Here is a 19209-nt window from a genome sequence, read left to right on the forward strand (position 1 = left end):
TGTTCATAAGCTTCGGAAGTTTCAGAATCTCATTCTATAATCATGTTATCAAGACGGCAGAAACATATTCTACTCAAATTTTTTAGTCTGTTTTCGGTAGTTCGTGGTTATAATATTCTTGTTATTGTTATCGCTCAATATTTAGCTTCAATTTATATTTTTGCGCCAGATAAGACGATTAAGTCTGTCCTTTTTGATATTAATTTGCTCATGCTAGTTTTAGCGTCCTCTGCAACTATAGCAGCTGGTTACATTATAAATAACTTTTACGATTCTGAAAAGGATTTAATCAATAGACCTAGAAAGACCATGCTAGATCGATTGGTAAGCCAAAACACAAAGCTTTCGTTTTACTTTGTATTAAATTTTTTAGCTGTTGTTTTTGCCAGTTATGTATCTTTTAAAGCAGTTGTATTTTTTGCGCTGTACATCTTTGCCATTTGGTTTTATTCGCATCGTTTAAAAAAGCAGCCAATGACTGGTAATGTGGTTTCTGCTATATTAACAGTAACTCCATTTTTTGCCATTTTCATTTATTATAAGAATTTTGAACTGGTTGTATTTGCACATGCTATTTTTCTATTTTTATTGGTATCTATGCGCGAATTGACAAAAGATCTGGAAAATCTCAAAGGGGATTTAGCTTTAGATTACAGAACCGTACCTGTCGTTTATGGAGAAAAAGCATCCAAACTAATGCTTACGGTCGTTGCTGTACTAACCATCATTTCAGCTGTTATATTGATTTTGTTTTTTAAAATCGGTCATATGTATTATTTCTTTTATCTCAGTGTAATGTTATTAGTTATTTATCTACTTATACTTTGGAAATCAAATAATAAAAACCATTATCTTTTACTTCACAATATACTTAAGTTTATCATCGTTGCTGGAGTATTTTCAATATTATTAATTGACGTATCTGTCGTTTTAAACCGAATATAAATGAGTTCAAAATTAAAAATAGCCATGGCGCAAATTGCACCAGTTTGGTTAGATAAGAAAGCCACACTGCAAAAGATTGAAAATTCTATTAATGAAGCTGCAAACAACAGTTGTGAGCTTATAGTTTTTGGCGAAGCCTTATTACCAGGATATCCATTCTGGTTGGCCTTAACTGGAGGTGCAGAATGGAATAAAAAAGTAAATAAAGAGTTGCATGCGCATTACGTTAGTAATTCTATTTGTATTGAAAAGGATGAGTTAAAATCAGTTTGTAAACTAGCAAAAGCTCATAAAATGGCTATTTACCTTGGCATTATGGAACGACCATTAGATAGAGGTGGTCATAGCATCTACGCATCATTGGTTTATATAAATGAAAAAGGTAAGATTAAATCAGTTCATAGAAAATTACAACCTACTTACGACGAACGTTTAACATGGGCACCTGGCGATGGCAATGGTTTACAAGTACACCCTTTAAAAGCGTTTACAGTTGGTGGACTTAATTGTTGGGAAAATTGGATGCCATTGCCACGTACAGCTTTATATGGTCAAGGTGAAAATTTACATATAGCTGTTTGGCCTGGTAGTGATCATAACACTAAAGATATTACGCGATTTATTGCTAGAGAGTCACGTTCTTATGTCGTTTCTGTATCGAGTTTAATGTCTAAAACAGATTTTCCGAAAGATACGCCACATATAGATGCCATTTTAAAAAATGCTCCAGACAGTTTAGCTAATGGAGGTAGTTGTATTGCAGGACCAGATGGTGAATGGATAGTTGAACCTGTACTTCATAAAGAAGGCTTAATTATTCAAACTATAGATTTTAATCGCGTATTAGAAGAACGTCAGAATTTTGATCCTGTAGGTCATTATTCACGTCCAGATGTCACAAAATTAATTGTGAATACAGACAGGCAAACTACTGTGGAAATTAAATAGTTAATGTAAACTATTGTTATACCTTTGCAAAAATTTACAACTATGAGCAGACACCAAGATAGCAAAGGAAAAGGAAAGACTTCAAGAAGCCAAAATGCTACTGGCAGAACTAAAAACTTTGCTAGAGGAAATGCTCCGTTTAAGAAGAAAGTAAAACTTGTTAAACCATCTAACCCAGATGAGATTCGTTTAAATAAATATATAGCTAATTCTGGTGTATGTTCTCGTCGCGAAGCAGATGAAAATATTGCTATTGGTCTAGTTTCAGTCAACGGTAAAGTAGTAACTGAAATGGGTTATAAAGTAAGACGCGACGATGATGTTCGTTTTGATGGTCAACGAATAACTCCAGAAGCTAAAGTGTACGTTTTACTGAATAAACCCAAAGGTTTTGCCACAACTACAGCAGAAGGTAAAGGGAGAACCGTCATGGATTTGGTAGCTAATGCTACCAATGCTAATATAAAGCCCATTGGTCGTTTAGGAAGAAATTCTTTGGGCTTATTATTGTTTACTAACGATGATAAAGTGGTTCAAAAATTCACAAACTCTAAAAATGGCGTAGCAAGACTATTTCAGGTAGAATTGGATAAAAATTTAAAGTTCGAAGATCTAAAAAAGATTCAAGAAGGCTTTAAGGTTGAAGGTAAACTAGTCGCTGTTGAAGAGGTGAGTTATATACAAGGAGAATCTAAAAATCAAATAGGGATTAAAATCAAGAATACAGGAAACACTATTTTACGCACTATTTTTGATCATTTTAACTATGATATTGTTAAAATTGATTGTGTTGCTATTGGTCATTTAACAAAAAAAGACATTCCTAGAGGTCACTGGAAGCATTTAACAGAACAAGAAATAAACACCTTGAAAATGCTGTAGTTACTAGAATCAGCACCATTTTTTTAATCTTACTGTTCATCTAACAAGTAACACGTAGTGCGTGATTTGTTGAATTATAGAAGAACACAATTAGTATTAAATTAAACTAGAGCTATCAGTTTTTAACACTAACAGTGTAAGTAGAAATTAAGTCATCACCAATATAGAAATGAACATCATAAAAACCAGATGTTTTAAATTGATGCTCTAGACTTAACAATTTGTCTTTTACTGATACAGACAGAGGTTTAGTTTTCGAATTATTAAAACCATTATCAATCATGAAACTAATGTCTTTTGGTTCAATGGTTTTATTCAGTTGGTACTCAAAGGCTATTTTTTCGTGTTTTTTAATGGTATGGTGCATTTGCTTTGGTGCAATATGAAGACTGAGATTTTTATAAGCTTTGCCATAAATAACTGGTGATGCCAAAAACGTTTCAAATGTTGGAATGTCCTCATCTAAAAGCCACCATTTAGCTTCCACCGGAAAATGATTAACCGCAAAAAGCTCGGGATTCGCTAAAAAGAAGCCATCATTATACTGAAACTTAAATCTATTGGTTTCGGGATTCGGAATGCCACTTGCCCAAGTAGGATCGCATAAATACCATTTATTATCAAGTTTTACGGCATTCCAAGAATGATTGGGTAAATTGAGGTTCTCAATATCTGTTGTACTTACTCTACCATAGCCTTGCACAATCTCACAATCTAGATTGGTGAGTTGCGCTAATTCTTTTACCAAATAAGCATAACCAGTACAAATGGTTCTCTGGTCTTTTAGAAGCCTTTTAAAAAGTGTTTTTCTGAAGTTGTTATTCCAAGTTTCAAATTTAATGCTATCACCTTTATAACGTTGGCGTTTACGTTTATTCTTTAAGTACAAATTGTAGTCATTTGCAACATTGTTACAAACCCATCGATAAATGGCCCTAAATCGTTCAACTTCTGTGTCTAATTTAGATGTAAGTTGATAAGCGAGTTGAGGTAAATTATCTAAACCTTCATCCTTGCATCCCAATGCGATACTATCTGCCTTTTTAAAACTGATATGGTCAAAGTCAGCGATTTGAGCATGAGACTGGAATACGGTTAATAGTAATATGAATATGAGTGATTTCAATAAAATTTGATTATTATCTAATCGAGCGCAGTCGAGACCAATAAAAGACTCTCGACTTGTTTTGCAAGATACTTACAAGTAAAAAATATTTTACTTTTGGTAGCGCTCGAAGAGACTAGATTTTATCAATATAATTTAATTTTTACGCTTAGACTTATAAGGCTTTGCAGTATCTAATGTGCCTATCATTTCTACTAAATCTGCTGTTAGTTTTAAAGTAATAAATGTGGTATTGTCTTTAATTTCTATTTCTTGAGTTTCGTAACCTAAATAACTAAAGAGTAAAATATCACCAGTATTTAGCTTGCTTGGAAAAGTAAATTCACCTTTTTCATTAGTAACTGTACCGATTTTGGTACCTTTTTTAATGACGTTTACACCCTCAAGCGGTTGCGTTTCATCACTAACTAAACCTTTAATCGTTCTTTCATTTGTTACTGCTTCTGTTGAGGTAGTTGTTTTTGTTTGCCCATTGACAGGATTAAAAACAAGGAGCATAAGCATCATAATAGTTGTAAAACTCAAAGTTTTAAAGCCTGATTTCTGAGTTAATGTTAATTGCGTTTTCATAATTCTAATTGTTTTGTTTACCTCAAATTTATAAGCAACGAGTACAAGTTAAAAATAGTTTTGAGTTATAGCAATAGTTTAGTGAGTAAAGTGGTACTTTAGTTTAGGGAAGGTTGAATAATGTTTCAAAAACTACCATAAACAGCAAAGAATTATATACTGTATTACAAAATGTTTTTAGTTTCTATTCCTTTACTCACAAGGTTTTTCAAAACAACTATTAAATCCATCAGGACAAACTGTTTCGGTACAAGGCTCATCGTCTTCCGTACAAGAAGCAAAAGAGATTGTTGCAATTATCAATAAGCTGGTAATGATTTTTTTATAATTCATAATTAATGTTTTGGGTTTTCTTTTTTTATTGGGTTTATAAATGAGTTTCATCATGTCTGTATATGGTTAGTTGCGCATACTAGCAATAAATTATATACGACTTAAGTTTACAAATCACTAAATTAGATTACAAATAAATAGTATTTTTAGTAAAAATTAGCTCTAAATAATTATAAAATATCCATTGCGAGAATTTTGTCACGAAGAGGTGTTCGAAAGGGATATTATATTTGACAAATAGAATAAATAGAAATTACCTAATGAAACCGAAAGACGCACATCTAAGACGAGTAATAGTCGACTTTAAAAAATTGACTCCAGAAATTTTAGCCCTATTAGTTGAAAAATACCCATATGGCTATGACGATGATCAAATCATTTCATTTAAAAATGCAAAAAATGAATTGATAGAAGCTGTTGAGGTAACCACTGAGGACACCAAATATTTAGTTAAAGTAAGTACAAAACTAGAATTGACGATGGAAAATTATGATGTAGATGATTATGAAGACTTTGATGATGACGATCCGGATGCAGTAGTAGACCCGGATTTAGAGCCTGGTGCTGAAGATGAAGATTTTAGTTAGATCTATATTTTCATTAAGCTCATAAAGATTAAAAAAAGAATAAAGTATGCTAATTGAACATTTAACAATTAAAGCTGAATTGAATGCAAAAAAACTTTTTTTGATTGATGGACTTGGCGCAATACTATCTGCTTTTTTTTTAGGAATCGTACTAGTTAAATTTGAAACAATCTTTGGTATTCCTTCTTCAGTGCTATATTACCTTGCATCAATACCAATATTTTTTGCAATCTATGACTTCTACTGTTATCAAAAAAGACATCTAAATATTGGACTATTTTTGAAAATAATAGCGGTACTGAATTTAATATATTGTTGTATATCAATAGGATTAGTATTTTATCATTTCGAAACCGTTACGAGTTTAGGGTGGGTATATATTTTAATCGAAATAGCTATAATATTAGTACTCGCAATAATTGAATTAAGAGTTGGAAGAAAAATAACTAAAGAATGAGTGCGAGAAAACAAAATACCCTAAACTTAGTGCTGTTATAATATTATGAATAAAACTAAAGACTACTAATAGTAGGTAGTCTTTTTTTTAATAGAACTTCCCAAACAAAAGCAACATATACAATAGTATATTCCAAACCAATAATCCATAAATTCTCCGAATTTTCAGTATTAGAATAAGCTAAATAGCTTAAGATAATAACTAAGGACCAAACTAAAGGATATCTATATTTAGTAAATACACAAAGAATAACTAAAGTTGCAATATACCAGGGATGAACAGTAGTACTTAGAAATAAATAGAAAGTAAAAGCTAATAGGATTGAAGTGGTTAATTTCGGGATGGTATTGTTCTTTCTGAAAAAAGAAAATCCTAAAATTACAACCAATGATATTACCGGAAGCATTTTTCCGATAATGGCAATTTCATTATATCCAGTTATGGCATACCCAATTTCTCTTGCGAGATAGTAAATACTGGCATTAAATTCAAAATTCCCAAACCAAAGCCCAACTGTTTTGGAGTAGTTGTAAACGAATTCCATTGAGAAAAAAGGAAGAAAAAGCAATACTGTGGTAATGCCAACTATGGCATAAAATGAAATTAATTTGAATACGTTATTGCGAGGAATTTTTGACGAAGCAATCCGGTCGTTGGGGACAGATTGCATCATTTCATTCGCAATGACGTTCTCTTTTATGTTTTTCCTAAACCACCAAAAAAACAAAGGCAAAAACATAAGAGGAATAAGCTTTACGGAAATTGAGCAAGCTAAAATAGCAGCAGCCCATTTCCATTTACCAGAATGAAGTAAATACAAACTCCAAACTAAAAAGAAAATCATGACTCCTTCAAAATGAAGATTGCCTGTTAACTCTATAATTATAAATGGATTTAATATGTACCAAAAGATTCTATTTGAAGGTAATTTAAGACGCTCTAAAAGCTTTTTTCCGAAATAAAGGGTTCCTATGTCAGCACCAATAATTAAAATCCGCATTACCATAACAGAGCCTAAAATACTTTTTCCAGAAAATAATGCTGCGATTGCAAAGCAGAGTTGATTTATCGGTGGATAATTGGTGAAGTGAGATGAGCTGAGTTCTCCCATTCCATTATATAATTCTTGGGCTTGAGAGATTGGAATATTTCCCTTTTGAATAAACGAATCTGGAGTATAGAGATAAGGGTTTAAACCCTCGAGTATCATACGTCCATCCCAAATAAAGCGATAGAAATCCTGTGATAAATTAGGCATTGCAAATAAAAACAAGAGCCGGAATAATATAGCAGATACTACAAGTAGCCTAAAACCTGTGCTGAGCTTAGTCGAAGTATAAAAGCCCGTTGTCTTAATTATTTGATAAGCAAATACAAACAATGCCACATAAAGCAGCAACAACTTTGTAATATCTGTTCTTACTAGATCATATGCGAATGAGAGATAAAAAATACTACTCAATGCAATAAAGAGAAGCGGTGTTTTATGATATTTGAATAAGTTGTTTAATCCGAGCATAAAAATCAAAGATATAATTATTTAAGACCCTTAAAGTCCACTCAAGGGGACAATTTCAACAATTTTAAAAAAAGATTAATAACTTTAATTAAAAGAAAGCTAAATTATGAGCCATTCTATATACTTCAATTTTATAATTAAGAGCGATAAAGAAAGTGTCTACAAAGCAATTTCAGAACCAGAATATTTAATAAATTGGTGGCCACTAAAATGCTCTGGAACTCCGGTGGTAGGTGAGGAGTATAACTTCAATTTTACAGATGAATACGATTGGTTTGCAGAAGTAAAAAGTTGTAAACAATGGGATCATATTCACTATAAAATGACTAAATCTGATGACGATTGGAACCCAACAACATTTGGTTTTAATTTAAAACAGAAAGACAAAGGCATCTGTCTCAATTTTTTCCATAAGGATTGGCCAGAATGTAACAACCATTTTAAACATTCTTCCTTTTGTTGGGCCATGTTATTGAAAGGATTGAAAGATTATTTGGAGAAAGGAATTAGTATTCCGTTTGAGGAAAGAAACTAGACTTTAGCACTTAAAGACTTGAAAAATACATAGCCAAAGCCTATAAATAGCATCAAATGAAATGGGAATAAACCAAAATCACCACCTTGGTCTCCAACAATAAAAGCACTATACATACCAAAACCAAAGTAGAGCATTAAAAGGCCTTCAATAATGACGTTAGGCGATAAGTTTTTTCGTAGGTATTTATTGTTTTTCCAATTATCTTTATACTTACTCAGATTGAATTTTGGTGTACGCACAAAGTCACTGCGTTTACCTACATGTCCTTCTAGAACTGCAATAGAGTTGTGTAGTGAAAAGCCCATAGCTATTGAGAAAAATGTAAAGAACATGCCTATATAACCAAAGAATTTTTTAAATCCACTTCCATAAATATTCTTATACATAAACCAATAGCATACAAAGAATATGATGGTGCTCATTACGAAGAAACTCATTACATAAAAGTAATTTCTAAGATGTGCATATTCATTCTTTATGTAAAGCATAGGAATACTCAATATTGCAACGGTAAAAATGCTTAAAAACATAGTGCTATTCAATAAATGAAGTAAACCATGTATTTTTGTTTTTGTAGAAATATTGTTAGAGGTAACAACGCGTTTCAGCATTTTTCTAAAATTCTCTGCTCCGCCCTTATTCCATCGAAATTGCTGAGAACGTGCAGCGCTAATAACTATTGGTAATTCCGCAGGAGTTTCAACATCTTCTAAATACTTAAATTCCCAATTTTTTAGTTGCGCTCTGTAGCTTAAATCTAAATCTTCCGTAAGTGTATCTCCTTCCCAATTACCAGCATCGATAATACATTCTTTTCTCCAAATTCCAGCTGTACCATTAAAGTTGATGAAATGCCCTTTACTATTCCTGCCAACTTGTTCTAAAGTAAAATGTGCATCTAAGGCAAATGCTTGTATTTTAGTTAGTATTGAGTAATTTCTATTAATGTGTCCCCAACGCGTTTGTACCACACCAATCTTTTCATTTTTAAAATAAGGGATGGTACGTTTTAGCCAATTAGGTTGTGGTAAAAAATCGGCATCAAAAATGGCTATGAATTCACCTTTTGCAATTTCTAAACCTTCTTTTAATGCACCAGCTTTAAAACCAGTTCTATCGGTTCTGGTAATATGAGTAATGTCTAATCCAGTCGCTGCAAGCTTATCAATCTGAGCTTTAGTAGTAGCAACTGTTTCGTCAGTAGAGTCATCTAAAACCTGGATTTCTAACTTGTCTTTTGGATATTCTATTAGAGCAATATTGTCTAATAAACGCTCCATTACATACATCTCATTAAAAACAGGAAGCTGAATGGTAACGTAAGGCACTTCTTCAGGATTTGTTAAATCAAAAGTATCACACTTTTCTCTTTTCTTCTTTGAAGATAAATAATTGTATAACAGATTTAATTGCGCTAAAGAGTACATAAAAATAAGCACTATGGCAATAGTGTAAATTACAATTATAGTATACTGAAGATATATCACTTAAAACTATATTTAAAAATCCATGTCAAGATTTTTACGCCTGCAAAGATAGCACCTTTTATCGTACCTGAAACTTTTGAGACGCCTATTCTATTTCTATAATTAACGGGTATTTCTATATAACTTAGTTTTTGCTTTAAAGCTTTGAGCTGCATCTCAACGGTCCAACCATAAGTTTTGTCTTCCATCTTTAAGTCTAAAAGCTTTTTATACTTAATAGCTCTAAAAGGTCCTAGATCTGTAAATGTTGAACCAAAAAATAACTTCATTAAACTAGTTGCTAGCCAGTTACCAAATATTTGCGGTTTTGTCATTGCTCCTGCTTCTCGCAATTCCTTAACACGAGCACCAACAACAAAATCAATATTTTCGGTAATTATGGGTTGTACGATTTTAGTCAATTCTTCGGGATAATCACTATAATCGCCATCTAAAAAAACAACGATATCTGGCTTCTCTTTTTGCTCTGCTATGTAATTCATACCCTTTAAACAGGCATAACCGTAACCTTTTTGGTTTTCAACTAACACTGTAGCACCAGCATTTTTAGCATTGGTTTCTGTGCTATCAGTAGAATTATTGCTTACCACAATAACTTCTTCAACACTATTAGGAATATCTTTTATAACTTTCGGAATAGAATCCTCTTCGTTAAAAGCAGGAATTATGACAACAATTTTGGTCATTAATATAAATCTGAGAGTTTGTTTTCTTTCTTAAATGACTTTAAATCTGTCCATTCTTTAATTCGTTCTCCTTTAGAATACTTTACTGCCGAAGTTAGCTTTTCATTTTTATACATTAAGCAATACCCATTTTTTTGATTGTTTGCGACTTGGCACTTATGGTTTATTATACCATTTTTGTCATAAAAAATCCACCATTTTGTTTTCTTATCATTTTTAAAATGACCTTCACTTTCTTTTAACCCACTTGATCTGTATAATTTCCAAAATTTAGTCCTCAGATTATTTTTGTAGTGCCCTTCAGATTTTAGAGTACCATTTTCGTAATAGGTTCTCCAGTATTTAGTTTTTTTTCCATTTTCTATCCAACCAGCAGATTCTAAATTACCATTATCAAAATAATTTTTTTGATAGTGTTTTTGCGCAGTTACAAAACTACAAATAAGACAGAAAATAAATACTAATCGCATTACTTTTGATTTACAAGATCCATTAAGTCAACATCGTTACCTAATAAAACCTCAGTCGGATTAATTCTTCCTTTCATACTATCATTCTCCAATTTTAACACTCCTCTTGGGCAAACTGCAGAACAAATACCACAACCCACACAGCTTGAACGTACAATGTTTTCCCCTTTTTGAGCATAATGCCTTACATCAATGCCCATTTCACAACTGTTAGAACAATTACCGCAAGAAATACATTGACCGCCATTAGTTGTAATTCTAAATTTAGAAAATAAACGTTGTTGAAATCCTAATATGGCTGCCATAGGACAACCAAAACGACACCAAGAGCGACTTCCTAAAATAGGGTAGAAGCCTGTGCCAATAACACCTGAAAATATGGAGCCTATGTAAATGCCATATGCAGATCGTAATGCACCACCTTTGATATAGAATACATTATCTGTTGTGCCTGTAAAATGCATAATTAATAATAATGCTATCACAGCAAAAAATCCAATGGCTCCATATTTAGCGTCTTTTCCTAGTTCTTTTCCTTTAAAAAATAGAACTGCGGCAAAAACCAAGGTTAAAAAACCTATTACTAATGAAATGAATACTCCTCTGGTTAGCCAGAAATCATTTTTATCGTAACCCAAATAGGTATATACCATTGCTGTTGTCATAACGACAGAGAAGACCAATACTAAATGAATTAACCAACGTTCTATTTTCCAGACAGACATTTTTTTAGAAGATAAATGTCTAAATGAATCTCCAGCAGTTTCTGCTAATCCACCACAGCCACAAACCCAAGAACAATACCAACGCTTTCCGAATTTATAAGTTAAGATTGGTGAAATAACAAATATGGTTATGATGCCAAAAAGAATTAAAGCCAATCCAATATTACCGTTTGAAAGAAATCCATTTACAGACCATTCATCAAAAATATAATAGTTGAGTGGCCACATAGATTTAAGATCGTAATATGGTAAATCATTATTCATTACGTACATAAACTCAGGAATCAAAAAGGCAAAACCTAATTGAAAAAACATGACAGAAACGGTACGAATCTGTTGATATCGATTGTGTCTGTATTTTAGAATGAACTTATAACCGAAGGCTAAAATAGCAACAGTGTAAAGTGTACCATATACAAACCATTGACTTGCATTTCTTCCACTTAATAGCTGACTTAAAGGGTCAAATAAACTAATTAAACCAGTGTTTGCAGCTCCATCTGCACCAAGCCCTAAATATTGTGGATAGAAGTAAAGTACAATATAAAATCCAGTAAGAATAACACCAACAATCCAGCCCCAAACACCACGTGACGAAATAGATTTAAACCACTGACCATCGTTTTTTATGCCTTCTAATTTATTTATATATGCTTCTCTAGAATATATTACTGTTCCTGTAACAATTAACCCAAGAGATAATGTTAAGAACAAGCCTTTGTTAGGGAAGTTAGTGTTGAAAAGCGCTAAGGTTAAAATAAATAATCCTACAACACCGATTGCCAATGCGACTTTCTGTTTTGTCGTGATATCTAAAGCGTCTGGTTTCGCCAAAGACATACTATGATTTAATTTATTGCTCATTTTTATACGGTTTGTAGTTGGTTATTGTACGCGGAAAGAATTTCATTTTCAAATTTTGAATAAAACTCAGGATCAAAATTGGCTTCGGAAAGGTGATTCATAACGTAGTCGACATTGCGTTTTTCAGTAAGCCATTTATCAAAGGTTTCATGTCGCATTCTAATTCCGAAGGTATTAATTCCTAAAAATTCATTAGTGTCTTTATGGAAAGCTACAGTGATACATTTAGTGTCATCTTTGTGTTTCCAATGGAAATGTTGTTCATATTCTGGTCGTCCTTTATCTCCAAATACCCAACCATAAGTCTGATATTCGATATCCATAAACTTTGCAGAATTAAACCAATGACCTGGCTTGTATTCAATGCGGTTACCACAAATAGTTTGTGCTAAAGTTTCTCCCATCATACGACCTGTGTACCAAACAGCTTCTATTGGTCGTCGGTTGCCTATGGCTTCATGCTGTTCAGCACAATCTCCAATGGCATATACATCTTTAATATTGGTTTCTAAAAAACGATTGACTTTTACACCACGACCTACTTCAATATTAGAGCCTTTTATAAAATCTATATTAGGAGATACACCTGCGGTTAAACCTACCACGTTACATGGTAATTCTTCTCCTGTTTCTTCAATAATTACAGATTTCACTTTACCATTTTCATCTGCTTTTATCTCCTTTAAGTTTGTTGATAAACGCAAATCAATATGATGATTTTTTATATGTCTATTAATCATTTCACTTTCACCAGAAGGTAGAACACCATTCCAAAAACTAGATTCGCGTACTAAAAAGGTAACTGGAATGCTTCTAGAATTTAGCATCTCTGCTAGCTCTATTCCGATAAGTCCTCCACCAACTATTACTGCACGTTTACAGAGCTCTTTATTAGGTGCATGTTTTTCAAGATTGTCTAAATCTTGTTTGTGATACATGCCCATAACACCTTCTAAATCTTGTCCTGGCCAACCAAATTTGTTTGGTTTGCTGCCTGTTGCAATAACTAATTTATCGTATTGTAGTGTATCACCTTCAGCAAAATGAAGCGTTTTAGATTTTGTTTCAACAGTTTTAACGTAACCTTTTTTGAGTTCGATTCTATTCTTTTTCCAGAACCAATTTTCATAAGGCTGCGTATGTTCAAACTTCATATGTCCCATGTATACATACATTAATGCGGTACGTGAAAAGAAATAATCCGTTTCGGCCGAAACAATGGTGATTTTCTTATCAGAAAGTTTTCGGATATGTCTTGCTAGCGTAACACCAGAAATTCCATTTCCGATTATAACTATATTCTCCATAAAAATTTGGTTGTCAGTTAGTGTTCTGTCGTTCTTAAAGGTAATAACTTAATTGAAGTATTCAATTTAGAAAGGATTTAAATTAAAATGTGTTTGTAAGGTTTTAGAGTTAAGTTAGACGTTGAAATTCTTTTAAAATTCTTGTAAGTCCATGATTTTAAGTTCGACAGAAGAGCCAATAAATGAATAAAAATTAATTTTAGAATTATGAAAATATATAGTTTTTTTATAATGTTTCTAATAACATTTGGTTTAAATGCTCAAGATTTAGAGACGTTTCTTTCTAAGACAAATACGTTTTTAGAAACACATGTTAATAATGGAAAAGTGTCATATTCAGATATTAATAGAGACCAATCTGCATTAGATGAACTTTTAGAGATAGCACAAGGTGTTTCAGTTGACGCTTCAGACGCAAAGAATTACCAAGCCTTTTGGATTAACGCTTATAATATTTCAGTAATCAAAGGTATTATTGACAACTACCCTACAAAGTCTCCCCTAGATAATAAAGGATTTTTTGATAAGACAACGTATAATCTAGGTGGAAAAAACATTACGCTAAATGATATTGAACACAAGCTACTTAGAGCTAAGTTTAAAGATGCACGCTTTCATTTTGTGTTGGTATGTGGTGCTATAGGCTGTCCTCCATTAATTAGTGAAGCATATATGCCAGAAACATTAGATACTCAGTTAGAAACCCAAACGAAAACGGCATTGAATGGTGATTTCCTAAAAGTAAATACTAAGAAGAAAAGAGTACAAGCTTCTGAAATTATGAAATGGTATAAGGAAGATTTCACAATGAATGGAATTACGGAAATAGACTTTATAAATAAGTACAGAACAGAAAAAATACCAGATAATTTTAAACTAAGTTATTTTACTTATAACTGGAGCTTAAACAAACAATAAAAAACAATCAAATAATTAGATTTCTACTTTAGTGGGAATATCAAAAAAAGCAATAATGAAAAAATTAAGTATATTATTAGTAATCCTGATGATCTCTTTTACAGGTCTTACACAAGAAGATGAAGATTCCCAGAAAAGTGTCATCCAAGAATACACGCCTTCAAAACTATTAAATAAAGGGCAATGGGATATTAAGTGGTTTAATAACTTGTACACGCAAACTGAGAGTACATTTACAAATGGTACAGAACCTAGAGAGACATTTTTTACATCCTCTGTAGACATTTTTACAGGGATTTCTGAAAATTCTAATTTTAATATTGGTCTATTGTTTGAAATTAGATCTAATGTCATTGGCGATAGAGGAGCTTTTGATGTGTTTTCTTTTGATGGTGAGGCCAATACGGCAAGATCTGGTTTAACCTCTTTTGCACCCGCTGTAAAATTTAACCCTATAAAAAGTGTTTCTAATTTTACGATTCAAACCGCCTTTCATATTCCGTTGATTGATAACGAGACTGAAAATAGTGTGTTTTTAGACCAGTCTGGTTATATTTTTCAAAATAGATTTTTCTATGACTACACCTTTCCGAGTGGTGATTGGCAAATTTTTACCGAATTGAATACTGAGTATAATTTCGGAGATCAGGATAGCTTTGCATACAATAGTCTGCGTTTAATACCAGGAGCCTTTTTAAGTTATTTTCCTAGTTCTAAGTTTACAGTTCTTGCATTTGCACAACAATTGCAATTAATTTCTTTTGGTGCCAACGATGCTGGTTCCAATGACTTTAGTCAAGATGCTACTATACTTGGTGGAGGTGCAAAGTACCAACTTACAGATGAGCTTAACATAGAATTCTTATACTCAAACTTTGTAAGAGGAAATAATACTGGTCTAGGTCAAACTTTTAATATAGGATTAAGAGCATTGTTTTAACAAATCTCATCCGAGTTAGCTCTATTTTATATAAATTAGGTGTTTAATATAATCTTATGAAGATTTTTGAATACCTAATTTTTTGTTTTCTATTAGTGACTTTGTCAGCCTGTAATGGACAACAAGAAAAAATTAATGGTGTCAGTTTTGTAGCATCTCGAGATGTAATTGATGAATCTCATGTAAATCCGGTGGTCAACGTCAACGCTAATTATGCAGCGATAATGCCTTTTGGCTTTATTAAAAATTTAGAGCATCCAGAGATTATTCATAATACAGATCGGCAATGGTTTGGTGAAACAAGAGCAGGTGCACAACAGTACATAGAAGAGCTTCGGAAGAAAAATATCAAAATAATGATAAAGCCTCAAATTTGGGTTTGGAGAGGTGAATTTACAGGTGAGATTATGATGACGTCGGAAACCACCTGGAAGGAATTAGAAGTGTCATATTCAAGTTTTATATTAGAATATGTAACTCTTGCAGAAGAGATGAATGCTGAAATCTTTTGTATTGGTACAGAACTAGAATTATTTGTAAAATACAGACCTGAGTATTGGTCTAGTTTAATTGAAAAAATAAGAACAATTTATTCCGGTAAACTAACATATGCAGCCAATTGGGATGAATTTAGAAGAACACCATTTTGGGATCAATTAGACTATATCGGAGTTGATGCTTATTTTCCTGTAAGTGATGAAAAAACACCATCTTTTGAAGACTGCATTGAAGGTTGGAAAGTGCATAAACCTATCATTGCTAAAATGGCAAAAGATTATGAGAAACCTGTTCTATTTACAGAGTATGGTTACAGAAGTGTAGATTTTTCGGGTCGTAAACCTTGGGTTTCAGATCGGAGTATGAAAGAAGTTAACCTAGAAGCCCAGGTTAATACAACAAAAGCACTATACGAAACCTTCTGGAAAGAGAACTGGTTTGCAGGTGGTTTTATATGGAAGTGGTTTCATGATTATGATAAAGTTGGAGGTAAAGATAACCCAATGTTTACTCCTCAGAATAAACCTGTGGAAGCGGTTATAACAGACTATTATAAAATAAAAGAATGAAAATTTTAAAGTGTATACTGGTTACGTTTCTATTGATATCTTGCTCAACAGAAGATGCAAGTACTTTACAAAAGAATGATAGTGTATTATCTGCCTATATTGAAGGTGAAATTTTTGAAACCGGAGCTGTTATAGCTTGTGCTGGAAATGATATTTTAAACCCAGATACTCTAGAAATTTACTTTTATCCTGAAAGCGATACTTCAAATTATAAATTATTCGAGACTAATTCAAGTGAAGTAGATCCTAATGACTTTTCAAATTATACTCTTATTACTTTGAGCGATGTTCCTTTTTTTAATGGATATCTTCGAAAATTTGTCGGTTCATTTGCTTCTGAGCGATGGTTTATTGTAACGTTTGAGGTTAACAACGAAATTAAGATTTCTAATCCAATAAGAGCTAAAAATAATTCGCAACCAACACTTTTTTCAAATCAAATTGACATCAACCAAGAAGAGCCATTGATGCCACTTTTTAGTTGGGACGTTAATTCTGAAGCTGATAATGCTATATTTTTTCAAGTTTTGTCCACTGTTAATGATGATTTAATCTCAGGAACTTATACTTTTGAAACACAGTTTCAATATTATAATACATCTAATGTGGTTTTAAATATTACGAATGGCACGCCTCCTGATCTGATGCTCGGACAAGATTACAAATTCACAATCATGGATGTGAGTGAAGATAATTGGGTGAATGAAGTATTTATTTCACAATTTACCTTGCAATGACACGAATTTTAATTCTACTTTTCTTTGGTTTTTGTGTGGTTGGTTTTTCGCAAAATAAAGTAGCTGACCTAAAGGTACAAGGCAATAAAAAACTAAAAAGTACATTTGTTCAAAAGATATCTAATATAAAACCCGGAGTTGTTTTAGATTCTGCAGTGATAGAAGAGGATATCAGGCTACTTAAACGCTTACCTTCTATAGCACATGCATACTACCAGGTATTTCCTGCGGAAGAACCTAATGAGTTTAATGTCTTTTATAATATCGAAGAGAATTTTACAATTATTCCTTCGGCTAATGTATATACAACTAATGATGATGAATTTGCATATCGTTTAGGTTTGTATGAGTTTAATTTATTTGGTCAGAACATTACATTTGGTGGTTTTTATCAAAAGGATATATATGATTCTTATGCTATAAATTTAAGGGCACCATATCTGTTTTCGAGACAATTAGGATTAGCAGTTAACTTTCAAAATTTAACGACACAAGAACCTGTATTTTTTGATAATACAACAGCGGATTATCGTTACAATAACGAGTCGATTGAAGCCTTAGGACTCTATCAAATTAATTTCACCAACAGAATAGAGGCAGGCGTTAATTTTTTCACAGAAGATTATGAATATAAGTCGGGTGCTACGAACCCTAATGTACCTCAAGCACTTTTAGTAAAAAAGATGTTGTATAAATTGATTTACGAATATAATAACCTTAATTACGATTATCAGTATGTTGAGGGTTTTCGTAGCATTTTCAATTTTCAATATGTACATTCTAGAGACGATGGCCAATTACCTGACTTTTTAATTGGTTGGAATGATTTTCAATATTTTAAACGTTTTGGAAAAAGAGGAAACTGGGCTAATCGTTTGCGTTTGGGTGTAGCAACAAATAATGAAACACCATTTGCACCATTCGCTGTAGATAATAATTTAAATATTAGAGGTGTTGGTAATATTATTGATAGAGGTACAGCCGCAATTGTTTTAAATACAGAATATCGACACACAATATACGAAAAGGGTTGGTTTTCTTTACAGGGAAATGCTTTTATAGATGCTGGAAGCTGGAGAAATCCAGGAGGCGACTTTGGTGATTTTGCAGATTCTCAAAATTTACGAGTTTATCCAGGTGTTGGATTACGTTTTATTCATAAAAAAATATTCAATGCTATTTTTAGAATCGATTATGGCATTGGTGTGACTCCAGATGCGACCCAAGGTTTGGTTTTTGGTATTGGGCAGTATTTTTAATGAGAGCAAAATAAACAAGAGTTAAGTTAGCAGATTATTTTGCTGTTCGAATTAAAGCCAAACTAGTTTCGGTATATCATCATCTTATCCTTAATTTTGTGAAAAATAAATTTTATGCGAACACTTGCAATAGGTGATATTCACGGAGGACTAAAAGGCCTTATTCAACTTTTAAAAAGAGCGAATGTAACTGCAGATGATACTCTGATTTTTGTTGGAGACTATGTAGATGGTTGGAGTGAGTCTGCGCAAGTCATTGAGTACTTAATTGAACTATCTAAAGTTAACGAATGTATTTTTATAAAAGGTAATCATGATATTTGGTGTGAGCAATGGCTGGCAGAAGGTCTAGAAAATGATGTGTGGTATCTTCATGGAGGAAAAGAGACGATAGAAAGTTATGAAGATTTCACTAATGAGCAAAAGAGAGTGCATCTCGATTTTTTTGAAGCTATGCCTTTATATCATATTGACGACAACAAAAGACTATTCGTGCATGCAGGATTTACATCAATGCATGGTGTAGAGCGCGAATTCGATATTAGAGGTTTTTATTTTGATAGAACCCTTTGGGAAATGGCATTGACAATGGATAAACGCATTGAAAAGAATTCTAAACTATACCCAAACCGATTAAAGCATTATGATGAAATCTATATTGGTCATACACCTACAATTAATTTCGGTAGAGTAGAACCTATGAACGCTATAAATGTATGGAATATTGATACAGGGGCGGCATTCACAGGAAAATTATCCGCCATTGATATTGAAACTAAAGAAGTCTTTCAAAGTGATATTTTGAAAGATTTGTATCCAAATGAGAAGGGACGGAATAAATAAA

At 32.5% G+C, this 19209-nt stretch carries 21 protein-coding genes; 12 read left to right on the forward strand and 9 right to left on the reverse strand.

Translation table 11 applies throughout. The features are described 5' to 3' along the window. Nucleotides 1-42 precede the first annotated feature (42 nt). From SJY34_RS13465 to SJY34_RS13475, 3 genes are read left to right on the forward strand one after another with little or no spacing between them, the layout of a single operon-like run. Nucleotides 43-945: a geranylgeranylglycerol-phosphate geranylgeranyltransferase gene (locus SJY34_RS13465; protein WP_400076468.1), complete on the forward strand. Its 903-nt coding sequence runs from the start codon at nt 43-45 to the stop codon at nt 943-945. After that, complete coding sequence (locus tag SJY34_RS13470; protein ID WP_400076470.1) at nt 946-1893, forward strand: carbon-nitrogen hydrolase family protein; 948 nt, start codon at nt 946-948, stop codon at nt 1891-1893. Nucleotides 1894-1935: 42 nt separating this feature from the next. Next, a complete protein-coding gene (locus tag SJY34_RS13475; RefSeq protein WP_400076472.1) occupies nt 1936-2775 on the forward strand; it encodes a pseudouridine synthase in 840 nt (279 codons plus the stop codon). Nucleotides 2776-2890: 115 nt separating this feature from the next. Here the strand turns inward: SJY34_RS13475 and SJY34_RS13480 are convergent, their stop codons facing one another. The 3 genes from SJY34_RS13480 to SJY34_RS13490 form a co-directional block, all read right to left on the reverse strand. Further along, entirely contained in the window at nt 2891-3901 is a 1011-nt protein-coding gene (locus SJY34_RS13480; protein WP_400076474.1) for a transglutaminase domain-containing protein, read from the reverse strand. A 135-nt stretch (nt 3902-4036) separates the two neighbouring features. Next, entirely contained in the window at nt 4037-4471 is a 435-nt protein-coding gene (locus tag SJY34_RS13485; RefSeq protein WP_400076476.1) for a carboxypeptidase-like regulatory domain-containing protein, read from the reverse strand. Between the two features lie 192 nt (nt 4472-4663). Beyond that, nucleotides 4664-4804, reverse strand: coding sequence for a hypothetical protein (locus SJY34_RS13490; protein WP_400076478.1), 141 nt, complete (start codon nt 4802-4804; stop codon nt 4664-4666). A gap of 260 nt (nt 4805-5064) precedes the next feature. Between SJY34_RS13490 and SJY34_RS13495 the strand changes: the two genes are divergently transcribed. Together SJY34_RS13495 and SJY34_RS13500 are read left to right on the forward strand one after the other, a co-directional pair. Further along, nucleotides 5065-5391, forward strand: a complete 327-nt coding sequence (locus SJY34_RS13495) for a hypothetical protein (protein WP_400076480.1) — start codon at nt 5065-5067, stop codon at nt 5389-5391. 46 nt (nt 5392-5437) lie between these two features. Next, nucleotides 5438-5848 carry a hypothetical protein gene (locus SJY34_RS13500; protein ID WP_400076482.1) on the forward strand — a complete coding sequence of 137 codons (411 nt, stop codon included), beginning with the start codon at nt 5438-5440 and terminating at the stop codon, nt 5846-5848. A 55-nt stretch (nt 5849-5903) separates the two neighbouring features. Here SJY34_RS13500 and SJY34_RS13505 read toward each other — a convergent pair whose 3' ends face one another. Then, on the reverse strand, nt 5904-7367 hold the full coding sequence (locus SJY34_RS13505; RefSeq protein ID WP_400076484.1) for a mannosyltransferase: 1464 nt from the start codon (nt 7365-7367) through the stop codon (nt 5904-5906). A 106-nt stretch (nt 7368-7473) separates the two neighbouring features. Here SJY34_RS13505 and SJY34_RS13510 point away from each other — a divergent pair, with 106 nt between their 5' ends. Further along, entirely contained in the window at nt 7474-7902 is a 429-nt protein-coding gene (locus SJY34_RS13510) for an SRPBCC domain-containing protein (protein WP_400076485.1), read from the forward strand. On the opposite strand, the gene SJY34_RS13515 is transcribed toward SJY34_RS13510, so the two are convergent. Genes SJY34_RS13515 through SJY34_RS13535 form a run of 5 tightly spaced genes read right to left on the reverse strand, consistent with a single transcriptional unit; the run spans nt 7899 to nt 13444 of the window. Then, nucleotides 7899-9332, reverse strand: coding sequence for a cellulose synthase family protein (locus SJY34_RS13515; protein ID WP_400081400.1), 1434 nt, complete (start codon nt 9330-9332; stop codon nt 7899-7901). The two genes, SJY34_RS13510 and SJY34_RS13515, sit on opposite strands and share 4 nt — an antisense overlap. A 56-nt stretch (nt 9333-9388) precedes the next feature. Further along, nucleotides 9389-10078, reverse strand: a complete 690-nt coding sequence (locus tag SJY34_RS13520) for a glycosyltransferase family 2 protein (protein ID WP_400076487.1) — start codon at nt 10076-10078, stop codon at nt 9389-9391. Beyond that, entirely contained in the window at nt 10078-10548 is a 471-nt protein-coding gene (locus SJY34_RS13525) for a toxin-antitoxin system YwqK family antitoxin (RefSeq protein ID WP_400076489.1), read from the reverse strand. Before SJY34_RS13525 ends, SJY34_RS13520 begins: the two co-directional genes overlap by 1 nt. Next, nucleotides 10548-12137, reverse strand: a complete 1590-nt coding sequence (locus tag SJY34_RS13530) for a 4Fe-4S binding protein (RefSeq protein ID WP_400076491.1) — start codon at nt 12135-12137, stop codon at nt 10548-10550. The genes SJY34_RS13525 and SJY34_RS13530 overlap by 1 nt, the downstream gene beginning before the upstream one ends. Before the next feature lie 2 nt (nt 12138-12139). Beyond that, nucleotides 12140-13444, reverse strand: coding sequence for an NAD(P)/FAD-dependent oxidoreductase (locus SJY34_RS13535; protein WP_400076493.1), 1305 nt, complete (start codon nt 13442-13444; stop codon nt 12140-12142). Between the two features lie 231 nt (nt 13445-13675). On the opposite strand from SJY34_RS13535, the gene SJY34_RS13540 reads away from it, so the two are divergent. The 6 genes from SJY34_RS13540 to SJY34_RS13565 all read left to right on the forward strand — a co-directional run bounded on the left by SJY34_RS13540 (nt 13676) and on the right by SJY34_RS13565 (nt 19208). Next, nucleotides 13676-14362 carry a DUF547 domain-containing protein gene (locus SJY34_RS13540; RefSeq protein WP_400076495.1) on the forward strand — a complete coding sequence of 229 codons (687 nt, stop codon included), beginning with the start codon at nt 13676-13678 and terminating at the stop codon, nt 14360-14362. Nucleotides 14363-14417: 55 nt separating this feature from the next. Beyond that, a complete protein-coding gene (locus SJY34_RS13545; protein ID WP_400076497.1) occupies nt 14418-15302 on the forward strand; it encodes a hypothetical protein in 885 nt (294 codons plus the stop codon). 56 nt (nt 15303-15358) lie between these two features. Next, on the forward strand, nt 15359-16369 hold the full coding sequence (locus tag SJY34_RS13550) for a glycoside hydrolase family 113 (RefSeq protein ID WP_400076499.1): 1011 nt from the start codon (nt 15359-15361) through the stop codon (nt 16367-16369). Then, nucleotides 16366-17106, forward strand: coding sequence for a hypothetical protein (locus tag SJY34_RS13555; protein WP_400076501.1), 741 nt, complete (start codon nt 16366-16368; stop codon nt 17104-17106). Before SJY34_RS13550 ends, SJY34_RS13555 begins: the two co-directional genes overlap by 4 nt. Next, nucleotides 17103-18365, forward strand: a complete 1263-nt coding sequence (locus SJY34_RS13560) for a POTRA domain-containing protein (RefSeq protein ID WP_400076503.1) — start codon at nt 17103-17105, stop codon at nt 18363-18365. The genes SJY34_RS13555 and SJY34_RS13560 overlap by 4 nt, the downstream gene beginning before the upstream one ends. 114 nt (nt 18366-18479) lie before the next feature. Next, nucleotides 18480-19208 carry a metallophosphoesterase family protein gene (locus tag SJY34_RS13565; protein ID WP_400076505.1) on the forward strand — a complete coding sequence of 243 codons (729 nt, stop codon included), beginning with the start codon at nt 18480-18482 and terminating at the stop codon, nt 19206-19208. Nucleotide 19209: the final 1 nt, after the last annotated feature.

It is taken from the genome of Winogradskyella sp. R77965, assembly GCF_044594915.1.
Lineage (GTDB): Bacteria > Bacteroidota > Bacteroidia > Flavobacteriales > Flavobacteriaceae > Winogradskyella.